Consider the following 22978-nt stretch of genomic DNA (forward strand, 5'->3'; position numbering starts at 1 on the left):
CTTATTCCTTCACCGCTCCGAGCATCACTCCTTTCACGAAAAACTTTTGCAGAAACGGGTACAGAATGATCATCGGCAATACGCTTGCCATGATCGTCGCCGCCTTTAACGTTTCCGGAGCGACGAGGAACAGCCCCATGTTGTTCGTAAGCTCGATATTCGATTCGTTCTGAACGATCAGATTCCGCAAATAAACCTGAAGCGGATTCAAGTCGGCGTTGCTGATATACATAACCGCATCGAAGTAGCTGTTCCAGTGCATCACCGCGTAGAACAGCGTCAGCGTCGCAATGGCCGGCAGCGACAGCGGAATGAACAGCCGCGTCAGAATCGTCCAGTGGCCGGCCCCGTCGATTTTGGCGGATTCCTCCAGGCTTTCCGGAATCGATTCGAAAAAGTTTTTCATCAGAATCAGGTTAAAGGCACTGACTGCGGATGGCAGAATTAGCGACCCGAACGTATTAAGCAGGCTCAGCTCCTTCAAAAGCAGGAAGCTCGGAATCATTCCGCCGCTGAACAGCATCGTGAACACGACCATCGCCATAACGGCGCCGCGTCCCCGGAGCGTCCGGCGCGAGACGGAATACGCCATCAGACACGTCAGAATCATATTGATCGCCGTCCCGAATACGGTCCGCATGACCGAGATGCCGAACGCCTTGTAAAACGCGCTGTCCTGCAAAAGCAGCTTGTACGCTTCCAGTTGAAAATCAATCGGATAAATCGTCACCTGATTGGAGACGACCGCATGCGGACTGCTCAGCGATTGGGCCAGGACATGCAGGAACGGGAACAGCGTAAGCAGCCCGAAGCCGGCCAGCAGCGTATAGTTCAGCGCACTTCCGAATTTCTCGGACCAAGACCGGTTCATCACCATACCCCTCCCCCATAACGTTTCGCGATCCGGTTGGCGATCAGAATGAGCACCAGTCCGACGACCGATTGGAACAGCCCGACGGCGGTGGCGAAGCTGAATTTCTGCTCGGTCAAGCCGACGCGGTATACGTACGTATCGATAATATCGCCTACCTCGTAGACGAGCGGATTGTACAGCATGAACACTTGCTGAACGCCGAGCTCGAGAATGTTGCCCAGCTGGAGCACAAGCAAGATGAGGATCGTGCTGCGGATGCTCGGCAGCGTAATGTACCAGATCTCATGACGCTTTTTCGCTCCGTCGATCCGGGCCGCCTCATACAGCGACGGGTCCACGCCGGTGATCGCCGCCAGATAAATAATCGAAGCCCATCCGGATTCCTTCAAAATGTCGGTGATGATTAGGATGCTCCGGAAGTACGCCTTCTCTCCCAGAAACAATACCGGCTCGAAGCCGAGAAACACCAATACGTTGTTAATCATCCCCGTCCCCGACAGTACGTTGATGACGATGCCCCCGAAAATAACCCAGGAGAAGAAGTGCGGGATGTAAAACAGCGTCTGGGCCGTCCGCTTAAACCAGGAGATCCGCACCTCGTTCAGCATGAGCGCGATCAGGATCGGGACGGGAAATCCCCATACCAGCTTGTACACGCTGATCAGCAGCGTATTGCGGAAGACGGTCAGAAATTCATCGTCGGCGAAAAACCGCTCAAAATGCTTCAACCCGACAAATTCGCTGCCGCTCATGCCGAGAAACGGGCTGTAATCCTGAAAAGCGATCAGCACGCCGTACATCGGTACATACTTGAAGAGGATAAAATAAAGCAATCCCGGAAACAGGAACACGTACAACAGCCATTCCGTCCGCAGATGCTTCCGCCAGTTGCCGCGGGTTGCAGTTTTCATCGAGCGTTACACCTTTCCACATGTTGATGGCGCCACTTGGCTATGTCTTTATTGTGGCAGGCGGGCAGAGCGTTTCACTAGAGGAATTGTGTTGAAATGACAGGACTTCTGTGACTGAAATGCAGCCGCAGAAGTCCGGGTACAATCGGGTATCAGGTTCCGAGAAGTCGGCTGACGGCGGCTTCCTGAAGCGAAGGGGCATGATCGTAGGCGAGCAGAACCGGCACATCGGGCAGATGGTCCGCATCGTAGTTGGAGCCGAAATGCACCCAGCGGACACCGCTGCCGCCGCGCTGGCGGAGCCGCTCGTTCATCTGCGCAAGGTAAGCCTGATCGATCGGTTTATTGTGGCATACGGCTACAATAATACGGCTGCCGCCCCCGATCCGGTCCAGCGCCTCTCCCAGCTCCAGATAAGAGGGGATCGTGACTTCGCCGGCCAGCCGTCCACCCAGCTGATCTTTCAGCCGCGAGGCGAACATTTCCGCTTTGACGTCGCGAATCAGCGTCCAAGGCTGGCCGTCCGAGGGCAGGGCAGCCATCCCGTGAAGAGGGCAAAGCGCCAGCTCTGCGATCTCCCGGCTGACGCGCCGGGACGGCTCGGCATCGAGCCTTGACAAGCCGTCAGCTGATGACGATGCCTCTGCAAACCGCTCGCGCGTCAGGCCATACTTTTCCTTCGCAGCCAGAATCCGCGCTACCGATTCGTCGATCCGCGCTTCAGAGATGTCCCCGCCGGTTACGGCAGCCATCACCGTTTCCACCATCGAGAGCGCCTCTTCGTGACTGCGCGCCGTGCCCAGCAGGATGTCCGCTCCCGCATGGAGCGCTCGGACGCAAGCCTCCTCCATCGAATAACGGTTCGTAATGCCTTTCATCGACAAGCCGTCGGTCACGATCAGCCCTTGGAAGCCGAGCTCCTCGCGCAGCAGCCGGGTCGTCATCTCGTAAGAGAGCGATGCGGGCAGCCCTGTAGAGTCCAGCGCCGGCACCGAGATATGGCCGATCATAATCGCCTCCACGCCCGCTGCGATCGCCCGGCGGAATGGCTCCAGCTCGAACTTCTCCAGCCGCTCGCGATCGAACGTCAGCTCAGGCAGGTTGTAGTGCGAATCGATATTCGTATCGCCGTGACCGGGAAAATGTTTCGCCGTCGCAATCAATCCGTGATCCTGGTAACCCCGGATGACGGCGTTCGCGAGCAGGGAGACGGACTCCGGATCGTCGCCGAATGAATGGGTGCCGATCACCGGGTTGCCCGGATTGTTATTAATGTCCGTTACCGGGCTGTAGTTGAAATTAACGCCCATCGCCAGCGACTCTTCCGCGGTGACACGTCCGGATTCGTAGGCGAGACGCTCGTCGCCCGCCGCTCCGATCGCCCGGTTTTTGGGGAAATGAACCGCTCCGCCCTTCAGCTTGCAGCCCGCGCCCGCGACAAAATCGGCCGAGATGAACAGCGGAATGCCTGCGCCGTTCGTCAGCGCCTCCCGCTGCAAATCGTCCGTCAGCCGCTTCACCTGCTCCGGGTCCTGCAGGCTGTCGATATTCAGAAACACGCCGCCCAGCTTCTTCTCCGCCACGAGCTGCCGGGTTTCCGGCGATACGGTCGTACCTTTGCTTGTTAATGCGAACAACTGGCCTACCTTTTGCTCCAGCGTCATGTTCGATATGTTCATTCTGGCTGCTCTCCTTCCGGACCGCGCTTTACGATACTTGCATACGCGTTTGTCCGTGTGCTGTGTCTACTCCGGTTACCGGTACCAAATTCAAAACTTGTCTATCAGTTTGAAAAGGCATAACCAGCGCACTGAATGTGTACTCGTCCTAATTGTAAAAGCGGTTGTCGCCTGACGACAGAGGAATGGCGTGCCATTTCCGGTACTATTGTGACATGGGAAAGAGAGCCGGCGGATTTTTTCAATGTTAAAAAAGCCCCTTCTGAATTAGCTATCCAGAAGGGACTTTTGCTCATTACACTTATTCGTTTTTATTCCATGCGGGGATTACTTGGCAGTACTTCCCTCAGATAAAACTCATAAAGCTGGTTAATCGAAGAGCTTGACAAGATCGGACTGGCGCGTTCAACCTGCTCCCGTTTCCAATCGAACCAACGCATTTCCTTTAACATTTCGATTTCATTGTCCTTAAACCGCTTCTTGATCTCTTTGGCCGGGTTGCCGCCTACTATGGTATAGGGCGGGACATCTTTTGCAACAACCGATCCGGCTGCCACAATGGCGCCTTCGCCTATCTTCACACCGGGCATGATCATTGCATTCATGCCGATCCAGGCATCACTTTCGATGACCGTATCCCCTTTCGGTTCGTAAGAAGTTTCAATCTGCTCCACAAACGGATACACGGTAATCCAGTCAGGACGATGATTGTGATTGCCGCCCATTAAAATAATTACACCACTTGCCAGACAGACGTAATTTCCTATAATCAATTTATCCAAATGCCAACCATAGTCTTCAATGGGGTTAAATAGCGTTCTGGATTTCTCATCTCCCCATAAGTATCTGACGCATCCATCCTCAAAATCATGATTATCGTAATAACCGGAGTAATAGGAGTATTCCCCTACCTCGATCATGGGGTTCGTGACTATATCCTTCAGATACTTCATTTCCGACCAATGATTAAACCGATGCTGTTTCATTTCGTTTCCCTCGCTTCTAAGTAATGAAGATCTTTTTTTACTTAGAAGCTTAATCCAGTAGCCACATTCTTAAACCGTTTCAAACGACGAACCATCGTTCTCATCCTTTTCCCGATTGATTAGGAGATTGTAACAAACGAATCTTTTGTTCGTCAAATTTACTATAGCGGAATCCCCTATTCCACGTTTACGAGCACTGGATCAAGCGCAACAGCTTCAAATATTAAGCGTATTATAATGAAAGAGATCAGATCTTAAGCAACGGGAGAGGCGTACCGAAATGAAGCTCAGAACGACCCAAATATTCCTGTATCTCATCATTATTGCGGGAATGTTACTACTTGGTACCGGGTTCTGGCAATATGTGCCCGAGTCGGTTTCATCGCAGATTCCGGAAAAAGTAAGAATTGCAATTACTGCGGAGAGTATTGTATTTCCGATTCTGGGCATCCTGCTGATCGGTTTTGGTTTTGCCTTATTAAAGATCATTCGTGAAGTTAGAGAAGAAGCTCGGGTACTTAGAGAAGAGATCGGGTATTTGGCTGAAACAGTCGAAAGTAGTTACGACGATTCGGAGTACGAAGATCAAGGCGATGAAGCTGCAGTAGAGTATTGTTCGTTTTGCGACAAGCAACAGGGCGATGTATGGAAAATTATTACCGGTCCGGGGGTTAATATTTGCTCAGAATGTGTGGAAGCATGCGCAGAGTTATTAAAACAAAAGAAAGAAGCCAGAGAATAGCGTGGACAGTCCCATCGCAGGGAAGCCTGCTTTCAATGGTATCAGCGAGCGAGCTGTCCCCAACGAACGAAGCACAAAGACGCTCCCATAACCACGGTATAAGCGGGGCTGGAATCGTCTTTGTGCTTGTATATTCCTAGGAGAGAGGAAGCTCCATAAATCAAAGATTGACTTTTGGATCGTCCCCTCGCATGATCAGGCGGAATAAAGATAGCTCCCGTGCCTGTTGAAAGCCGGGCTCACTTCCCCTTCGCCTCGCGGTAAGCCGCAATGTACTGGGCCGCCTTCTCCGCTATAAGCCCGTAGTCGCCCGTCTTGACCGCTTCGCTCGTCAGGTCGGAGCCGATACCTACGGCCGCCGCTCCCGCTTGGATCCATTCCCCGAGATTCGCAAGCGATACGCCCCCGGTAGGCATAATGTTCGCTTGCGGCAGCGGACCTTTAATCGCCTTAATCATCGACGGCGAGTACAGGTTGCCCGGGAACAGCTTCACGATGTCCACCCCGAGCTCGAGCGCCGTCTGAATTTCCTGAACCGTCATCACGCCCGGCATCACCGGAATCCGGTACCGGTTGCACAAAGCGACGGTCGCCGGATTCAACGACGGCCCGACTACAAATTCCGCTCCGCTCAATATCGCGGCACGCGCCGTCTCCGGATCGAGCACTGTACCTACGCCGATGATCGCATAGTTGTCTGCGCCAGGCCGGGCGCTCGAATACCGCTGCGCCAGCTGCTCAATCGCCCGCAGTGCGAACGGTACGGTCATCGTCACTTCGATGACCTTGATGCCGCCCGCGATCGCCTGCTCGGCCATCCGGACGACCTCTTCGGCCGTATCGCCGCGAAGTACGGCAACGACTCCTTCTTCTGCGATTTGCTGAATCAGTCTGATTTTTTTCATGATGTATATTCCGCCCTTCTGCGATCTGTATCGATGCCCGCTTCTACCGCTCCACGTGCGTTTCATTATGGAGAACAGCCTGCACTTGCGCCCAAGTCGGCAGTCCTTCCCAGTCTCCGGACGCCTGCACGACCAGCGAACCGATCAGATTGCCGAGCCGGACCGCCTCCGTATGCGACTGTCCCTTCAACAGACCGGCGATAAATCCGGCGCAAAAGCCGTCGCCTGCCCCTACCGTATCGATGACGCGCTCGGCCTTAAAATAAGGAACCGCGGAGACGCTGCCGTTCTCGACCACATAGGTTTCGTCATCGCCGCCCTTAACAATCGAGACCGCGTTCAGCTTGCCGAGCCGTTCCACGATTTGTTCGAAATTGTCGGTTTCGTACAGAAGCTTCAACTCATCGAGCCCCGGCAGGAAGTAGTCGGCCTGCCCGGCCAGCTCCAGCAGCACTTCTCTCGCCTCGGCGGCGGACCATAACTTCAGCCTCAGATTCGGGTCGAAGCATACTTTCACTCCATGTTTGCGCGCGATCCGGACCGCTTCCTGAACTGTATCCCGGCACGAGCCGCTTAACGCCGGCGTAATTCCCGTTACATGCAGCAGCTTGGCTCCGGCAATGTACGCTTCGTCCAGATGAACCGGCTGCATGAGGCTGGCGGCCGAATGCTTCCGGTAATAATAGACCGACGACCTTCCGTTTACGACCTCGCGAATAATTAGCCCCGTCGGAGCGCCTTCGGTCAGCTGAGCGCGGGATACATCGACGCCTTCCCCGCGAATCAGCTTCAGCCCGTATTGTCCCAATGGATCTGCGCCCAGATGACCGAACCAGCCGACCGTATGGCCAAGACGAGCTATCCCGATCGCCACGTTGCTCTCCGCACCGGCCAGCGATTTCTCAAACTGGGCGGAATACTCGATTCCTTTTACGCCGGTCGGCATCATTAAACCCATCGTTTCGCCGAAAGTGACGACCTCCGGGGACGGGGTGATTGTTCCAGTATGCGCCTTCGACATCTTCTGACCATCCTCCATCATCTGCACACAAATTAGCCGCTTTTGTACCATCTTAACAAGTTTAAACGTTTAAATCAATTGGAATCGCCGGATCGAGACTTGATCCACTAGCTATATTGCCAGTTCCGTCACGGCGTTATACCATAGCGGCCAAACTCCAGGATATCGCTATCGTGTCCGCTCAGGTACAGCTGCAACCCGAAGGGAGCTCTCGTCGTATCGATCCGGCCGAACCGCGAATCGAAGCCGCTCCATCCGAAAAGCGTTTCTTCCGCGTCAAAGTCTCCGCTAATATACTGCCTGGCCAGCCGCTCGTCGTCCCAGAACGTTAAAATGACCTCGCGCTCATGCGCGAACAGGACGGCTGCCTTCAGCAGAAACGTTTCCTTTTCCTTCAGATCCGTCAAACCCTTTACATAGATGACCTTTTCGTTCCCGTTGTTGCCGGCTCCGGCAGCGAGGACGGTATAAGCAAGCTCCCGGTTTTCCGTGATCCCTCTCACCCGGTCCTCCGTTACCCGAAGCTTGTTAATGACGGCGTCCTGCTCTTGCACCGTTTGTTTCGCCTGGCGAGCCTCCTCACTGAGCCGGTTTATCGTTTCGTTCCGCTGGTGCAACTCCCCGGTCCGGCTGCGGAGTTCTTGTTCAAGCTCGGCCACTTGCCTGGACAGTTGTTCATTTTGTTGTGCGAGACCGCCGGATTCGCATCCTGCGATCGCCAGGACGAACAGCATGCCGACTGCTACTCTTTTCATAGCTGACCTCCTTCCGCATATGCGATGCGCTCATAGGACACTGCTTTTGGTCTCACCCGCAAATGTCGCGTATGTCACGATCGGAACGCCTACCGCTCTCTGGAAATAATGCGCTGTCCCTACTTGCTCCATTTGAGCCGATAAACTTCTTTCCCTTCGTATTGTTCTTCCCCCTTCCACCAGGTAAGCTTTACTTCGGCTTTTTCTGGAAAGCCTTCTAGTTTAATTTTTTTTGTTGTAAGTCCTTCCTGGAAGTTATCGGTACTGAACTCAGCAAGACTTCAAATAATCACCCGCCCCTTCCTAACACAAGTCCCGCTCTTCCTTACCTATAAAATAATAAACCCCATTGACCCCCAAAAAGTCGCGCCGAAACGTAAAATAACAGCAAAAAAGCAGAAGCTGCCCCAATCGCGAACAGCTTCCTTCTTTTTAATCCGCTGCATGGTTAGGAACCTTTATTTTTGATCCTGGTAATCTTCCCATAGATCGTGTCGGTTCTCGGTAATCAAACTTGGCGGGCGTATCCGGAACGGCGTACCCGAGCTAGAATAGCAATCCGGAAGAAACGTCAGAATAGACGAAAGGGTACAATAGAAGAAACAGAGGTCCATAATCGAAACCAGAGAGGATACTGCCAAATGGCTAAACACACGACTTATATATTCTCGGAAGATGCGAAGGGGCAAGCTGAATTTTACATTCAGGCATTCGGGGGCGAGATCTTATCCGTCATGACCTACGGTCAGCTTCCCGATGCGAAAGAGGGGCTCCAGGACAAGATCATTCATTTAAGTATGGTCGCCGGCGGGGTGCCGTTCTACTTGTGCGATTCTTTCAAACCTGTCCATCCCGGCAATGCGATCAGCCAAAGCATGGAATTTGAAACAGAGGCCGAAGCCCGCGATGCGTTCGATAAGCTGGCGGCAGGAGGTAAGGTAACTCAGCCCCTGAAGCCCGAGTTCTGGGGCGACTTGTTCGGTCAGCTCGAAGACAAATACGGAATCCAGTGGATGATTACCGCCAAGGCGGAACAAGCCCAGTCTTGATCTACCGGTGGCGAGCCTGAAAGGCCCGGCAGCCGCAGCGCCGCAGCCCGTTCCATCCGCTGGGACGTGTTGCGACGTCTTTCATTAGAGACGGAGCGGTTTGCCGTCATCCGTTTCATTTTTCGCCTCTTACAAACGTTCCGTATCCGATCTCATAATCGGCCTCGATTCCGCCGCCCTCAGCAGGAAAAGATTCGGTATAGATTCGTTCCATCGTCTCCAGCAGCTTTCGGCCGCCGACTCCGCTCCGGCTTCCCGTTACCGCATTGCCCGCTCCCACCCGTTTCACCTGATGAAGAAACGTGCGCACATCCGCATACACGAACGTCCGGACCGACTCGCTCCATCGGAACTCCCCGGATTCTCCTGCCACACACGCGCTCCACTCATCCTGTCCGAGAAATCGCTGTCCGTGCGGCGACGGTGCTGCGCCTAACTGCCGCTCCGCTTCCGCGAAGGAAGCATGCAATTGGTGAAAGGTCCCCGGTCCAAAGGTAGAGAAAGCAAGCACGCCTCCATCGGTGCCCAACAGATGGATACAAGCTGCCACCGTCTCTGCCGGCTTATTGAACCATTGGAAGGCGGCGTTGGAGATGATCAGGTCGAATGGCGGGAGCGGCATGGGGTCGTCCGGCCGCCGAGCTTCGCCAGTGACAGAGTCCCATCCGGCAGCTTCCACCGAACACCGCAGCTCCGAGTGGTCGGCCAGCAGCTTCTCCGCATCTCCCACTATCCAGCATACGCGATCTGCCCGCTCCGGCTGGGAGCGCCGCAAGTTATGCCGGGCCGCCTCCACCATATTCGGCGACAGGTCGACAGCCGCAATCGTCGCATGCGGAAAAGCCGATACGAGCATCGCCGTCAATCGGCCGGTCCCGCATCCGATCTCCAAAATTCGCTCAACTCGCTCGGCCCCTCTCGCCCCAAGCCGCTTCATCGCATGAGCAACCAGCTCCTCGGCCATTTCTTTCTGAACGTCCGCATAACGCTCGTACTCCGAAGCATGACGGTCGAAATGACGGCGCACAAGCGACTTATTGATGTTCATGGGCGATTCTCCTCAACTGTTCGGCGAAACGGTCCGGCTCTGTCCAAAACGGCGCATGGCCCGCTCCCGGAAATAACACCTTCATCGATGCAGGGATGTCTTGAAGAGCACCCGCCGGGCATATCGGATCTTCTTCGCCGTGCAGCCACATAATTGGAGGGGTTGCGATTCGGGCTTTGCCGGATTGGTCTTCGCCGCCTGTCTCCCTGCTTCGAATAAAGCTTTGCCACCGCTGCGTCAAATCCGTTTCCGCCAAGTAAGCCAGACCCGCGTCCAGTCCCCGTTGTGTGAAATCCGTATCCGCCCCAGCAGCGGACATTCGCGCGACGACAACTTCCCGGTTCCGCCGTTCCCGCTCGGAAAACATCGACTCCGCGAACTTCCGCAGTGTCTCACGGGGCTTGTCGGCAAGCTGAGAGCGCATGCGCCTCACCAACCGCTCCGGCCAACCGCTCGCCCGGTCCTCCGCCACAAAGCGCAGGGTTGCACCGACCAGCACCAACCGCTCGATCCGGCAATGGAAATCGCCCGGATTCGGAGCAGCTCGCAACCCTGCTTCCCAGCTGTCCAGCACCGTATCCAGCGCCAGCATCCCCCCGAGCGACCAGCCGATTACATAAACCGGGCCGGTAAGCCCGCTCACCGTCTGATGCAGACGGCTGCGCATCTGTCCGACGGAATCACAGTCGGCATAGGTGAACAAACTGTGCCGGGCATCCGGCAGCCACCGGTACGACTGATCCCATACGCGCGGCGACTGTCCCCAGCCATGTATCCATACTACGGACGGTATCGTCCGCTCCATGTCAAATAACCCCCAGTTCCAAGCCGATGCTCACGATGATATCGAGCGCCATTCTCAAATCGTCGTCCCGGTGTGTAGCCATCGGCGTCAACCGAATCCGCGCCGACCCTTCCGGTACGGTAGGCGGCCGGATCGGCACCGCCGCGATGCCCGCCTCCTGCAGCTTCGAACCGAACACAAGCGACCGCTCGTTATCCCCGACGATAACCGGTACGATGTGGCACTCGCTGTCTCCCGTGTCGAATCCGGCGCTCCGCAGCTCGCCTCGCAGCCAGTCCGCTTTGCGAAGCAGGGCGTCTCTTCTCCAGCCTTCCGTCCGGATGATGTTCCACTGATCCCGGATCGCGTACACGAGCATCGGCGGCAGCGCCGTGGAGTAGATCAAGCTCCGGGCCTTGTTGATCAGATAGTCGATCACCAGGGCAGGCCCAGATGCATAAGCGCCATAGCAGCCGTATGCCTTGCTGAACGTCCCCATGTGGACATCGATCCGCTGCGTTAAACCGAGCTCTCCGGCCAGTCCTTCCCCCCGGAGTCCGAACACGCCCCCGCTATGGGCTTCGTCAACCATCAGCATCGCGCCGTAACGCTCCTTCAGCTCCACCAGTTCGCGAAGCGGCGCGATACTGCCGTCCATACTGAAAACCGAGTCGGTCACAACGAGCTTGCGCTTGGCAGGATCTGCCTTGCGCAGCAATTGCTCCAGATGGTTCATATCCCGGTTCCGGTACCGGAACACCTTGGCTCGGCTGAGAATAGCCCCGTCTACGATGCTCGCATGATTATATTTATCGCTGAAAACCAGATCGTTGCGTCCTGCCAGCGCGCTGATGATTCCGATATTCGCCATGTAGCCGCTGCCGAATATAAGGCACGCTTCCGTTCCTTTGTACGCCGCGAACTCCCGTTCGAAGCTTCCGAGGATCGGATCTCCGCCGACGATCAGCCGCGATGCGGTCGCGCCTGTCCGGATCGGTGAGCCGCCGGGTTCACCGGATTTCCCCGCTTCGCTCCCAACCGCTCCCGAGCCCGATTCCGCGCGGATTCGGTCTGCGTAATCGTTCCAGCGGGACATCACGTCCTCGTTCACCTCATGATGAAGACCCAGATAATGGTTGGAGGCCAAATTAAGCATGCTCCGTCCGTTTCGGATGATCCAGCCTTCCCTCCGTGCCCGGGCGCTTTCGGTTAAAGCTCGGGCCTGCCCGGCGGCCGCCAGCCGGTCCAGCTCGCCGCGCATCCATTGCAAATGGTCCATTCTCTCCTCATCCCTTACTTATCCGTGCGGATTGCTTCCCCTCACAGTGCGCATCGTTCAATTTCAAAGCCGAGATCTTCGATCATCCGGTGATCCTCTCGCGCTTCCTGACCTTCCGTCGTTAAATAGTCGCCGACAAAGATCGAATTGGCTGCGTACAGACCGAGCGGCTGCAAGGAACGCAGATTGACTTCCCGTCCGCCCGAGACCCGGATCTCCTTAGTCGGGCAAATGAACCGGAACAGCGCCAACACTTTGAGGCATTTGCGCGGATTCAGCTCCCGGTTATTTTCCAGCGGAGTGCCCGGGATGGAGTTGAGAAAATTAACCGGAATCGAGTCGGCGTCCAGCTCCCGCAGCGCATAAGCGATCTGCACGATCTCCGCGTTCGTCTCTCCCATGCCTACGATACAGCCGGAACAAGGGGACATGCCGGAAGCTTTCGCCTTCTCCACCGTAGCGACCCGATCGTCGTATGTATGAGTGGTCGTAATATTCGCGAAGTTGCCTGCGCTCGTATTCAGGTTATGATTGTACCGGTCGACGCCTGCCTCTTTCAGCTGCCCCGCCTGCTCCTCCGACAAAATTCCAAGGCAGGCGCATACTTTCATCGGCATCGTCGCTTTGATTTCCTTCACCGCATCGATGACTTGATCCAATTCCTTGCTTGTCGGACCGCGTCCGCTCGCCACGATACAATATGTTCCGACCTTCAACTCCATCGCCTTCCGGGCGCCGTCGATCAGCACGCTTTTCTCCAGCAGCGGGTACTTCGAGACGGGCGCTTTGGACACGATCGACTGGGAGCAATATCCGCAGTCTTCGGGGCACAACCCGCTTTTCGCATTGATGATCAGGTTTAGCTTCACTTTTTTGCCGTAATACGTCTTCCGGACTTTAAAAGCGGCGTGAAGCAGCGGCAGCAGCTCGTCGTCATCCGCCTCCAGTACGGCAAGCCCCTCCTCCGCACTTAGCAGCTCGCCACGCAGCGCCTTCTCTGCAAATAAGTCCCATTTCGAACGCAATTCGATCATTCAGTTCTCCTCCGACCATTGGATTTCAGTGTGAATGTGCGATCTGTCGCACTTTGCAAAAAGGTAATCTATGTATGAATTACAGCTGCAATAACGTCTCCCAGTCGATCGCAGACCGGACAACGTCCGCCCAGCGGTTCGGCGTTCCGCCCAGTTTCGGTTGGCTGGCCGTGGCCGCGGGCTTACTAGCCGTGTTCTCGCGCGCATCGCCTGCTGGATGGCCGCTTTCCGCTTCCTCCTGCCATGGCAGCAGACCGACGACCGGGATACCGGAAAACGTCTCGATCATCTCCGCATTTTCCCGGACAGCGGGCATATCCGTAACTGTATGCTTATAGCCGTTAAGTATAATTCCCGCGACAGGAATCCCGAACTGCTTCGCCACAGCAACCGTGAGCAGCGTATGGTTAACTGTCCCTAGTCCGGGTCTCGCCACGATCAGCAGCGGCAGACCGAGACCTGCGGCAAGATCAGCCACCAGATGCCGTTCCGTCAGCGGCACCGCAAGCCCTCCCGCCCCCTCGACGAGCAGGAAGTCTCCGGCACTCAGCCTGCTCCGCCCTTCTGCAAGCAGCGCGTCCACATCGATCGTCTCGCCGATCCGGCGGGCCGCCATCCACGGCGCCAGCGGGTCCGGCAGCGTCAGTGTCGCGATATCCCGTTCCTGCTGCGCCAGCCCGCCTTCCTTGCGAAGGCGATAGCTGTCCGATTCCGGAGCTTCGGCAGAAGGAATCCCGGTTTGTACCGGCTTCCATACCTGCACGTTCCCGGGGCAGTATCCGTCCCTTATCGGGACTCGCTCCCGCAATACGGCGGCGAGGCCGGCCGTCACGCTCGTCTTGCCGACTCCCGTGTCGGTTCCCGTAATGAACAAACCTCTGCGGTTCTTCATCGTGAATCCTCCTCCAGATCGTGTTCGTGTTGTCAGCGTCTAATGGAGTTTAATTGTTAACCTCTTTCTACAATACGGGTTAACAATTAGGCTAGAACCGATTGTAACACGATTTTCGAGGCAGCGACAATGACTATTTTTGCAAATGAACTTGAAAGCGGGTCGAAGAATAGGGTCAAAAAGCTGGAGTGGCGCTTCGTCCGGTGACCTTGCAAGGAAGTTTTCCACAAAATAGGAGGTACTAAAAAGGCTGTCGATTCATTATGGACAACCAAGTGGAAAGGGAAAAGATTACCTTCTGGCGAGTTTTGTCAGGAATCCCCTACTTTACAATCCTTATTATATCAAGGGATTCCGGACAACCTGTTTGAGTAGAAGAAGGTAACTTTTCACTTGGAGCGGCCTGCTAACACTTCTACACATTGAATCGACAGCCTCACTAAAGACCGTTATTTCTCATCAAGGGGGCTGCATCGCGGTTAACCACCGCCCAGCGACACCACAGCCTTTTTACGGCCCATTGCTGCCTCAAATAAAAGTAAGGCGCCCCGCAGGGCACCCAAGCAAGCTTAACCATCTTAAAGTTTGCCTCCCGCCGAAGCGGCGCTTATGACGGCGTATCGATCACCGTCAGCAGCTCCGACGCCGGTGTACGCGGCTGTGCCGGCGGCACTTTGGCCGGATAGCCGATATGCAGGCTGGCGACGGCCCGTTCCCCGGGCCCGATGCCCAGCGTCTCGCGGAATTCCGCCTGCGTCAGCAGCGGATAGCTCTCCCAGACGAGGCCGAGCCCCTGCTCCCAGGCGAGCAGGCTGAAATTTTGGATCAGGCAGCAAATTGCAGCGAAATCGTCCTCCCGCACGGCCAGATTCGGATTCTCCTTCTGGACGACGACCAGGATCACCGGCACGTTCATAAACCGGTTGTAAAACTTCTGCCCCATGCCCAATCATAACCTGACAATGGACTTTCATCCCGGAGCATATGGATTTTTCCCTAAACCGTCTTCACTTTGCGGTATATTTTCTGCGTGCAGTCCATCGCCGTGTAACGCCCCGATTGCTGGACGGCCAACAGCGACTCCTTGCTGCCGAGCGCAAGAATCCCGGTCGGATGCAAGCTTTCGTCGAACAGGCTGTGCACCTTATTTTGCAGAACCGTATCGAAGTAGATCAGCACATTGCGGCAAATAATGACATGAAATTCGTTAAAGGACCGGTCCGTCACGAGGTTATGCTGAAAAAAATGAATGTTCCGGCTAAGCTCCGGCTGAAAATAGGCAAATTCATGATCCGTCGTATAATAGGCCGAAAATTCCTGACTGCCGCCCGCAAGCAAATAATTTTTCGTATAGCCTTGCATCCGCGCCAGCGGAAACGCGCTTGCCCGCGCCCGTTCCAGCACATGCTCATTCATATCCGTAGCGAACAGCTGCGCTCTCTCGGCAAGTCCTTCCTCCTGCAGCAGGATCGCCATCGAATAAACTTCCTCTCCCGTCGAGCAGCCGGCGTGCCAGATGCGAATTTCCGGCAGCTCTCGCAGCAGCGGAACGACATTTTGGCGTAAAGAGGTAAAAAAGGCAGGATCCCGGAACATCTCGGTCACATTAATCGAAAAGTCGCCCAGCAGCTTCTTCGCCATGTCGGGATGGTGGAGCACTTTGTCCAGAAGCGCGGTTATCGACGGCAGCTTTTCCATCCGGACCCGGTTCATAATCCGCCTCGTAATGGAAGTACGTACATAATTCCGGAAATCAAACCCGTACAGACGGTACAATCCTTCCAGCAATAAGCCGACCTCGATCTTCTCCAGCTCGCTCGTATGGGTCTCCTCGGCTTCCAGATCCGCCGGTTGCAGCATCAGATCATCCGTATTCATCGTTCACACCTTCGTCAGCCAAACCCGCATCAGCGAGAACAGCTGATTCATATTTAATGGCTTGCTTATATAATCCGAAGCTCCCGCTTCCAGACATTTCTCCCGGTCGTACTTCATCGCTTTGGCCGTGAGCGCGATGATCGGCACCGCATCGAACTCCGGCATTTCGCGAATGTGGCGCATCGTCGTGTAGCCGTCCATAACCGGCATCATGATGTCCATCAGGATCAGATCGAATTTCTCCGCCGCCCTGTGCAGCGACTCCATGCATTCCTGCCCGTTGTGTGCGACTGCGACCTCGATGCCCGCCGCTTCCAGCGAAATTTGCAGCGCATACCGGTTGCGTGCATCGTCGTCCACAACCAGCACTTTTTTGTTTTTGAAAATCTCCTTGTGTATCGAGGCTGACGTCACCAGGCTTTCTTCGATATGGCCCTCGCCGCCCTCTGTGCACGCTGCCTCAACCGCCGAATCGGCCGCCGCCGACGCCTCGCTGACCATCATAGCCGACTCATGAGATTTCGTCTGACCGAGCGGAGGCAGCAGGATCGTAAACGTGCTGCCCCGTCCTTCCTCGCTGTCGAGCAGGATCGTCCCGCCAAGCAGATTGGCGAATTCGCGGCAGATCGATAACCCGAGTCCCGTACCGCCGTATTTGCGGCTCGTCGTCCCGTCGACCTGCTGGAACGCTTCGAAAATAATTTCCCGCTTGCTTGCAGGGATGCCGACACCGGTATCCGCCACAGATATCGCCAGCACCGTCTCGTTCCGGTATTCCGGCAGCGCGTCCGCCACAACGGTCGGGTCGGCCCGGCGGATCGACAGAACGACTTCCCCGCTGTCGGTAAATTTGAATGCGTTTGACAGCAAATTTTTCACAATTTGATGCAGCCGATGCTCATCCGTCCAAAAAATCGCCGGAGCGTCCGGCTCCATTCGGGTAACGAAACGAACCCCTTTTTGTTCGGCGATTTTGCCGAATTGGTATTCCATAACGAGCGGAAACTCGGTTACGCTCATCTCTTCGGGCACAATTTCCACTTTGCCGGCTTCCACCTTGGACAGATCCAAAATATCGTTAATCAGCGTAAGCAGATCGCTGCCGGACGAGTGGATGACTTTGGCGTACTGCCTCTCCTCGATGCCAAGCTCGGCATTCTCCGCAAGAAGCTGCGACAAGATCAGCATGCTGTTCAGCGGCGTCCGGAGCTCGTGGGACATATTGGCCAGGAAATCCGACTTGTACTGCGAACTCTGCTCCAGCTGCTCCGTATATTCCTCGAGCTCGATCCGGATCTTCTCCAGCTCCCGTGATTTCTCCTCGGCGTACCGGTTCTGCTCTTCCAGCTGTTCGTTCGAGACGCGCAGCTCCTCCTGCTGGGTTTGCAGCTCCTCGGCCTGAACCTGCATCTCCTCCGCCTGCGACTGCAGCTCCTCGGTCATCGCCTGCGATTCGCGAAGCAGCCGTTCGATCTCCATCTGGTTCTCGACCCTGTCGATCGTCGTGCCGAACGTATCCAGAATCTCTTCGAGCAGTTGCCGCTGAACCGGCGTAAACGCATCCAGCGTAGCCAGCTCCAGCACGGCCGTAACCCGTCCCTCGAACTCGACCGGAGCGATCAGCACCTGCTTCGGAACAGCGCTCCCGAGACCGGAAGCGATCCGAATATAGTCGTCCGGAACGTGCTCCAGATGAAACATCCGGTTTTCTTTGGCGCATTGCCCGACCAGCCCTTCTCCCGGATAGATCGTCTCCGGGCTGACTGCCGGCTCGCCCTCCCCCGCATAAGAGGCTAGCCGCATCAGCTTGCGCTGCTCCCCGCGGCCTGTACCTACATACAAGACACCGTATACGGCATCGAGCAGCGGCGTTACTTTATCGATAAACGAATGACCGAGCGACGAAAGATCGGTCACCCCTTGGTACATACTGACGACCTCGGCAAGCTTCGTCTTCGTCCAGTTTTTCTGCTCCTGGTCCCCCAACAACTCGTTCATCGCAGTCCCCAGATCGCCGATCTCATCCCGGGCGCTTACTTCGACGCGGCGCTGCATGCCTCCGGCCGAGCTGGAAATTTCTTTAATGCTTTGCGTAACCGCTTGAATCGTCCTCAGGATCGAGCCTGAGATGAGCGTTGCCGCAGCGGCCGATATGACCGTCACCATAACGAGCATCACGTACAAAGCCGTCTTCAGAGCGGCGTTCCGATCGTTCAAAGCCGCCGCTCTCTCCTGGGTCAGCTGATTTTCGGTCTCGCGGAAAATGTCGAATTGCGAACGCATTTCGTCCATGTAAATTTTACCGGGATCTTTCCTGTAAAATTCGGCGATTCCCGCGTTATCGTTCGCTTTCTTCAACCCGATAGCCCGCTCCCCGGCCGATTCGATCCATTGCTCAATCGTTAACTTGACCGTCTCCAGCCGTTGCTGCTGAGTCGGGTTATCCGACACGAGCTGCTTCAGCCGGATATAGTCCTTCTGCCATTCCGCCTTGGCGGCCATATAAGGCTCGAGGTAAGCGGCGTCGCCTGTAATCAAATAACCGCGCTGGCCGGTCTGCATGTCGAGCAGATGTTTTTCGATCCGGTTCGTTATATCGATTACCGCCATATCGTGCTCAATGACGTAATTCCGCTCCTCCTGCATGGAAGTCATCTGTTGATCGACAATAATTAGCGAGACAACAAAACAGATAATGCTCACCATGTAGCCAAGTACGATTTTGGCGCGTATTCCAAATCTGAACCTGTTTGCCATTACCTTGTGTCCTGCCTTTTCTTGTAGATAGGATAAATTGCCGTTGAACGTCGAATAATCCAACCTTTTGACTATTATCATACTACCATACTATAGATCGAGACAATTTGACCATTTCTTAAGTTACACAAAAAAGAGACTCCACAGCTCTTCGTCTCTGCGAGTCTCTTTCTCATACACACAATTTTGCAAGAACGGACATACACGCTTATTGTCCAAAACGTCCGATCGCTTCAACGACACCCTCCCCGTACGGCGACCGGGTGACGTAATCGGCCGCCGCCTTCAGCTCGTCGGGGCTGTTCGCTACCGCGACCCCTACGCCCGCCGTCTTCAGCATCGCCAAATCGTTGAGCTGGTTGCCGATCGCCATGACGTCGACCAGTTCGACGCCGAGCACGTAAGCCACTTTGCGCAGCGCCGTGCCCTTGTCGATTCGCGCGGGGATCAGCTCCAGATAGTCGCTTTCCGATTGAAGCGCGGCGATCCGATCGCCCAGCAGCGGCTCCCAGCGCTTCCATAGCTGTGTGGACAGGCGGATGTCGCCGAGCAAGATGACTTTATCCAGCTCGCCCTGCCTCCACCCTTCGTCGGCTGCGGACAGCAGCGTGCAGGCCACCTGCTCCTTATGCTCGAACGTCACGATTTCCGGGGTCCGGCCGAAGACGCCGATCCGCTCGTCGCGGAATTGCAGCACGTTCAGACCGACTTCGTGCGCGGCGACCAGCAGCTCCGCCGTCAAACCGGCCTCGTAGCCGTTCTGTTCCAGAATCCGGCCGCGAGCGGCAAGGACCGCCCCGTTGCACAGGATGACCGGAATCTCGATGCCGAGCTGCTCGATCACCCGCCTAGCCGTCAGCAGCGGCCTTCCCGTCGCAATCGTAAAGTATCCGCCCTTCCGGACGAATGCGTGAATACTGCTTGCTACTTCTGGCGCAAGCTTGTGGTCCGGGGACAGCAGCGTCCCGTCCAGATCGCTTACAATCAATCGGATGCTGCTCATGCTGTAGTATTATTCTCTCCTTGGCCCCGCGACCAAGGTGAACAGGCTTTCTCCGTCCTCCGCCCGCTCCCGAAACCTGCGGCGCGTTATTTGAAAGTCGAATTGGCCATCGCCGTTACAATATGTTTCTGCATCGAAGCGAATACGGCCACAATCGGTAAAATCGCCATGACGCTCGCCGCCATGATGACATGGAAATGCATCGCCTCGTTCCCTGCAATCGAATCCCGAAGCATCGTAATGCCGACCGTCAGCACCCGCATCTCGTTCGTGTTGGTCATAATCAGCGGCCAGAAATAAGAATTCCAGCCGGAGATGAAAATAAGCACGCCAAGCGTGACGACCGTCGGCATCGCCATCGGCAGCAAGATCCGGTAGAGCATCCCGAACCGTCCGGCCCCGTCCACACGCGCCGCCTCGAGCACGTCGTTGTTAAGCGACTTGAACGCCTGCCGGAGCAGAAAGATGCCGAATGCCGAGGCGCCGTGGGGGACGATCAGCGCCCAGAACGTGTTCAGCCAGCCGAGCTTGGACATCATCACGTAAACCGGCACGAAGGTAACCTGGTCCGGCACGATCATCGCGGCGAGCACGAGGAAAAACAAAACTTCCTTGCCCCAAAACGTCCCTTTGGCAAACGCGTAAGCGGCCATCAGAGCGACGTTCAGCTGGAGCACGATCAGTCCGACCGACATCAGCAGCGTGTTGCCGAAAAAACGTGCGTACGGAATGACGCGGAATGCCTCCGCGTAGTTTTCCCACGCGAACGACTGCGGCCACAGGGTCGGAATCGCCATCCGCATCTCCGCCTGAGTCTTCAAGGAACTGATGACCAGCCAGTAGACGGGAAAAAACATCACCACTACAACAAGAAGCGCGATAACGCCTCGAATCACGTACTTAAACTTGCCGTTTCCTTGTCCGGCCATCCGGCTATCCCTCATAGTGCACCTTCTTCCGGCCGACTGCCCATTGAAGGAGCGTTAGCAGCAGGATGATGACGAACAAAATGATGACAAGGGCCGAAGCGCGTCCGGTCTTAAACTCCGAGAACGCCATCGTGTAGATCCAGTAGACGATCGCATTGGAAGCTTGAAGCGGCCCCCCGTTGGTCATCACGTCGATCGACTGGAATACTTGCATCGAGGAGATAAACGTCGTAATCAGCAGGAATAAGGTCATCGGCGACAGCAAAGGAAGCGTAATATGGCGGAACTGCTGCGCCCTGCCCGCCCCGTCGATCGCGGCCGCTTCATAATATTCCTGCGGAATGCCGCGCATGCCCGCAATGAACAAGATCATCGCAAAGCCGGCGCCCTTCCATACCGACACCGCGACAAGCGCGGGAATGACGGTAGCCGGGTTAACGAGCCAATTGACTCCATCGAGCCCCAGCAGCCCCATTATATAGTTCAGCAAACCGTACTGTCCGTTGTAGATCCATGTAAATACCATCGCGGCGATAACCATCGAAATATAATACGGCATAAAAATTACGCCGCGCATAAACGCATACAGCTTCGAGTTCGCCACGTTGAACAGCAGAGCCAGCAGCAGGCCGATGCCGAGCGTAAACGCCACATCCAGCACCGTGTATACCATCGTCACCTTCAACGACTGGTAAAAATCGGCGCTCGTCAGCAGACGGGTATAGTTATCCGCCCCGACGAACTTTTTGACCGGCCTCGTCATGTTCCAATTCGTAAAGCTGATATAGATCGAATACGCCAGCGGATAATAGAGGAAAGCGCCCATGAAGACCAGCGCCGGCAAAGCGAACGAAAAATCTTTCAGCGCCCCGATCCATTTGCGCCCGCCGCGAAGGCGGGAGGAAGCGGCGATCCTGCCGGATGCCGCCACCGTCCTCTTTCCGTTAGTCGTTACGTAGCTCTCCATCGACATCACTCATAATCCTTCAAGACGTCGTTCATTTTCTGGGTCGCTTCCTTCATCAGAGGTACCGGATCTTCGTTGTTAAGCGCCAGACGTCCCACCACTTCCATATACTGCTTGCTGAATTCCGGGTAAGCCGGATGCTGCAGGCGCGGAGTGACGCTGTCGAAATTATCGAATACCGCTTTATACTGCGGCCATCTCTTGAAATATTCCGCTCCTTCGGAAGAAGCTATCGCGGATTTACGGGTAGGCAGGTAGCCGACTGATTCCGCCCACTTGATATTCGGCTCCGCGGACGTCATAAACTCGATGAACTTCCAGGCCGCTTCCTTCTGGTTCGCCTTCGCGCCTTCCATCATGACAATCCCGGCGCCGCCGATATTGGAGGTGCGTGTCTTGTCGCCCGGCAGGAACGAAACCCCTACCTCGAACTTGGCGTTCTCGCGGTACATCTTGAGCAGAGCGGACGTGTGCTGCACCATGGCGATTTCGCCGTTCAGGAACATTTGCCGCATATTGTCGGAGGCGCCTTTGCCGTACCCGATATGCATACTGCCCTCTTGCTTCCACTTTTTGAAGTTTTCGATAAACCGCAGCGATTCCGGCGTATCCATCGCCGACTTTTTCATATCGCCTGTCAAAATTTTGCCGCCGCCGTTCACGATCCACGGATCGTAATACCACGTATCCCAGCCGGGCACAGAGAAGGCGTAACGCGTCGTTTTGTCGCCTTCTTTTTTCGTTACCTTCTGGTTGAATGCCTCAATCTCGTTCCAGGTTTGCGGAGGCTTTACGCCGAGCTCGTCGAGCAGCGTTTTGTTGTAGACGAATACGCTGGTGCTGACGATCAGCGGGAAGCCGTACTGTTTGCCGTTATAAGCATAAGCTTGCAGCATGCCCTTGGAGAAATCGTTCAGATCGGTTTTGTCGCGCTTGATCCAGGAGGTCAGATCTGCGAATACCCCGCCGTCGGCGAAGTTCGGCAGCGACGCCACCTCAACGTTCGTCACCGCAGGCACATCGCCGGCCGCTACAGCCGCCTGCAGCTTCTTATGAAGGTCGCCGTACGCTCCTTGATACACCGGCTCTACCGTAATATGCGGGTATTTCTTCTTAAACTCCTCGATCATATCATTCAAGCCGGCCAACTGCGCTTCCGCATGGGCATGCCAATATTGAATCGTAACCGGAGTCGTGTCCGGCTTCGCCTCAGCCGGCGCCGCCCCGGCCCCCGTCGTCCCGGCCGGTGTCCCTCCGCTCGAGCACGCCGCCAAACCGGCTGTAAGTACGCCTGCCAATACCGGCGTAACCCATCTTTTCACATTCATGTTCATGTACATAGTCTCCTCTCCAAATTGAAAACCGCGGTTTTTGTTTCGTTTCCAGACACACCAAAAGACACGATCAAGCCCGACTAGACAGACCACCCCCGCAGAATCGCTTGGACGTCCGCATGCCGCTGGGTTTTCTCGTCGTCTCCACCCG

At 55.6% G+C, this 22978-nt stretch carries 21 protein-coding genes; 2 read left to right on the plus strand and 19 right to left on the minus strand.

Going from position 1 to position 22978, the window contains the following annotated elements; translation table 11 throughout:
* Window position 1 precedes the first annotated feature (1 nt).
* From PV433_RS32270 to PV433_RS32285, 4 genes are all read right to left on the minus strand, one after another.
* Entirely contained in the window at window positions 2-871 is an 870-nt protein-coding gene (locus tag PV433_RS32270) for a carbohydrate ABC transporter permease (RefSeq protein ID WP_332076069.1), read from the minus strand.
* Window positions 871-1785 (minus strand): ABC transporter permease, encoded by a 915-nt coding sequence (locus PV433_RS32275; RefSeq protein WP_332076070.1) that lies wholly within the window; start codon window positions 1783-1785, stop codon window positions 871-873. Before PV433_RS32275 ends, PV433_RS32270 begins: the two co-directional genes overlap by 1 nt.
* Before the next feature lie 152 nt (window positions 1786-1937).
* Window positions 1938-3464 carry a glycoside hydrolase family 3 protein gene (locus PV433_RS32280; protein WP_332076071.1) on the minus strand — a complete coding sequence of 509 codons (1527 nt, stop codon included), beginning with the start codon at window positions 3462-3464 and terminating at the stop codon, window positions 1938-1940.
* A 311-nt stretch (window positions 3465-3775) separates the two neighbouring features.
* Window positions 3776-4450, minus strand: coding sequence for a CatB-related O-acetyltransferase (locus PV433_RS32285; protein ID WP_332076072.1), 675 nt, complete (start codon window positions 4448-4450; stop codon window positions 3776-3778).
* A gap of 280 nt (window positions 4451-4730) precedes the next feature.
* Here PV433_RS32285 and PV433_RS32290 point away from each other — a divergent pair, with 280 nt between their 5' ends.
* Entirely contained in the window at window positions 4731-5192 is a 462-nt protein-coding gene (locus PV433_RS32290; RefSeq protein ID WP_332076073.1) for a ClpX C4-type zinc finger protein, read from the plus strand.
* Between the two features lie 239 nt (window positions 5193-5431).
* Here PV433_RS32290 and PV433_RS32295 read toward each other — a convergent pair whose 3' ends face one another.
* The 3 genes from PV433_RS32295 to PV433_RS32305 form a co-directional block, all read right to left on the minus strand.
* Window positions 5432-6097, minus strand: a complete 666-nt coding sequence (locus PV433_RS32295; RefSeq protein ID WP_332076074.1) for a bifunctional 2-keto-4-hydroxyglutarate aldolase/2-keto-3-deoxy-6-phosphogluconate aldolase — start codon at window positions 6095-6097, stop codon at window positions 5432-5434.
* A 43-nt stretch (window positions 6098-6140) separates the two neighbouring features.
* On the minus strand, window positions 6141-7118 hold the full coding sequence (locus PV433_RS32300) for a sugar kinase (protein ID WP_442951604.1): 978 nt from the start codon (window positions 7116-7118) through the stop codon (window positions 6141-6143).
* Window positions 7119-7246: 128 nt separating this feature from the next.
* Window positions 7247-7873 (minus strand): hypothetical protein, encoded by a 627-nt coding sequence (locus PV433_RS32305; RefSeq protein ID WP_332076075.1) that lies wholly within the window; start codon window positions 7871-7873, stop codon window positions 7247-7249.
* 641 nt (window positions 7874-8514) lie between these two features.
* Here PV433_RS32305 and PV433_RS32310 point away from each other — a divergent pair.
* Window positions 8515-8922, plus strand: a complete 408-nt coding sequence (locus PV433_RS32310) for a VOC family protein (RefSeq protein ID WP_332076076.1) — start codon at window positions 8515-8517, stop codon at window positions 8920-8922.
* 115 nt (window positions 8923-9037) lie between these two features.
* On the opposite strand, the gene PV433_RS32315 is transcribed toward PV433_RS32310, so the two are convergent.
* The 12 genes from PV433_RS32315 to PV433_RS32370 all read right to left on the minus strand — a co-directional run bounded on the left by PV433_RS32315 (window position 9038) and on the right by PV433_RS32370 (window position 22821).
* Window positions 9038-9970: a methyltransferase gene (locus PV433_RS32315; protein ID WP_332076077.1), complete on the minus strand. Its 933-nt coding sequence runs from the start codon at window positions 9968-9970 to the stop codon at window positions 9038-9040.
* Window positions 9957-10775 (minus strand): alpha/beta fold hydrolase, encoded by an 819-nt coding sequence (locus tag PV433_RS32320; protein WP_332076078.1) that lies wholly within the window; start codon window positions 10773-10775, stop codon window positions 9957-9959. The genes PV433_RS32315 and PV433_RS32320 overlap by 14 nt, the downstream gene beginning before the upstream one ends.
* Before the next feature lies 1 nt (window position 10776).
* The gene (locus PV433_RS32325; RefSeq protein WP_332076079.1) at window positions 10777-12033 is read right to left on the minus strand and encodes an aminotransferase class I/II-fold pyridoxal phosphate-dependent enzyme; all 1257 of its coding nucleotides are present in this window, start codon (window positions 12031-12033) and stop codon (window positions 10777-10779) included.
* Between the two features lie 41 nt (window positions 12034-12074).
* The gene (bioB, locus tag PV433_RS32330; protein ID WP_332076080.1) at window positions 12075-13067 is read right to left on the minus strand and encodes a biotin synthase BioB; all 993 of its coding nucleotides are present in this window, start codon (window positions 13065-13067) and stop codon (window positions 12075-12077) included.
* A 79-nt stretch (window positions 13068-13146) separates the two neighbouring features.
* Window positions 13147-13959 (minus strand): dethiobiotin synthase, encoded by an 813-nt coding sequence (gene bioD, locus PV433_RS32335; RefSeq protein WP_332076081.1) that lies wholly within the window; start codon window positions 13957-13959, stop codon window positions 13147-13149.
* Between the two features lie 607 nt (window positions 13960-14566).
* Window positions 14567-14902 carry a nitroreductase family protein gene (locus PV433_RS32340; protein WP_332076082.1) on the minus strand — a complete coding sequence of 112 codons (336 nt, stop codon included), beginning with the start codon at window positions 14900-14902 and terminating at the stop codon, window positions 14567-14569.
* A 53-nt stretch (window positions 14903-14955) separates the two neighbouring features.
* Entirely contained in the window at window positions 14956-15837 is an 882-nt protein-coding gene (locus PV433_RS32345) for a CheR family methyltransferase (RefSeq protein ID WP_332076083.1), read from the minus strand.
* A 3-nt stretch (window positions 15838-15840) separates the two neighbouring features.
* Complete coding sequence (locus tag PV433_RS32350; RefSeq protein ID WP_332076084.1) at window positions 15841-18594, minus strand: CHASE3 domain-containing protein; 2754 nt, start codon at window positions 18592-18594, stop codon at window positions 15841-15843.
* A gap of 208 nt (window positions 18595-18802) precedes the next feature.
* Window positions 18803-19597 (minus strand): HAD family hydrolase, encoded by a 795-nt coding sequence (locus PV433_RS32355; protein ID WP_332076085.1) that lies wholly within the window; start codon window positions 19595-19597, stop codon window positions 18803-18805.
* An 86-nt stretch (window positions 19598-19683) separates the two neighbouring features.
* On the minus strand, window positions 19684-20541 hold the full coding sequence (locus PV433_RS32360) for a carbohydrate ABC transporter permease (protein WP_332076086.1): 858 nt from the start codon (window positions 20539-20541) through the stop codon (window positions 19684-19686).
* Window positions 20531-21499: a carbohydrate ABC transporter permease gene (locus PV433_RS32365; RefSeq protein ID WP_442951606.1), complete on the minus strand. Its 969-nt coding sequence runs from the start codon at window positions 21497-21499 to the stop codon at window positions 20531-20533. The genes PV433_RS32360 and PV433_RS32365 overlap by 11 nt, the downstream gene beginning before the upstream one ends.
* Entirely contained in the window at window positions 21499-22821 is a 1323-nt protein-coding gene (locus PV433_RS32370) for an ABC transporter substrate-binding protein (protein ID WP_442951607.1), read from the minus strand. The genes PV433_RS32365 and PV433_RS32370 overlap by 1 nt, the downstream gene beginning before the upstream one ends.
* Window positions 22822-22978 lie beyond the last annotated feature (157 nt).

The sequence above is a fragment of the Paenibacillus sp. GYB004 genome (assembly GCF_036577605.1).
Lineage (GTDB): Bacteria > Bacillota > Bacilli > Paenibacillales > NBRC-103111 > Paenibacillus_AB > Paenibacillus_AB oceani.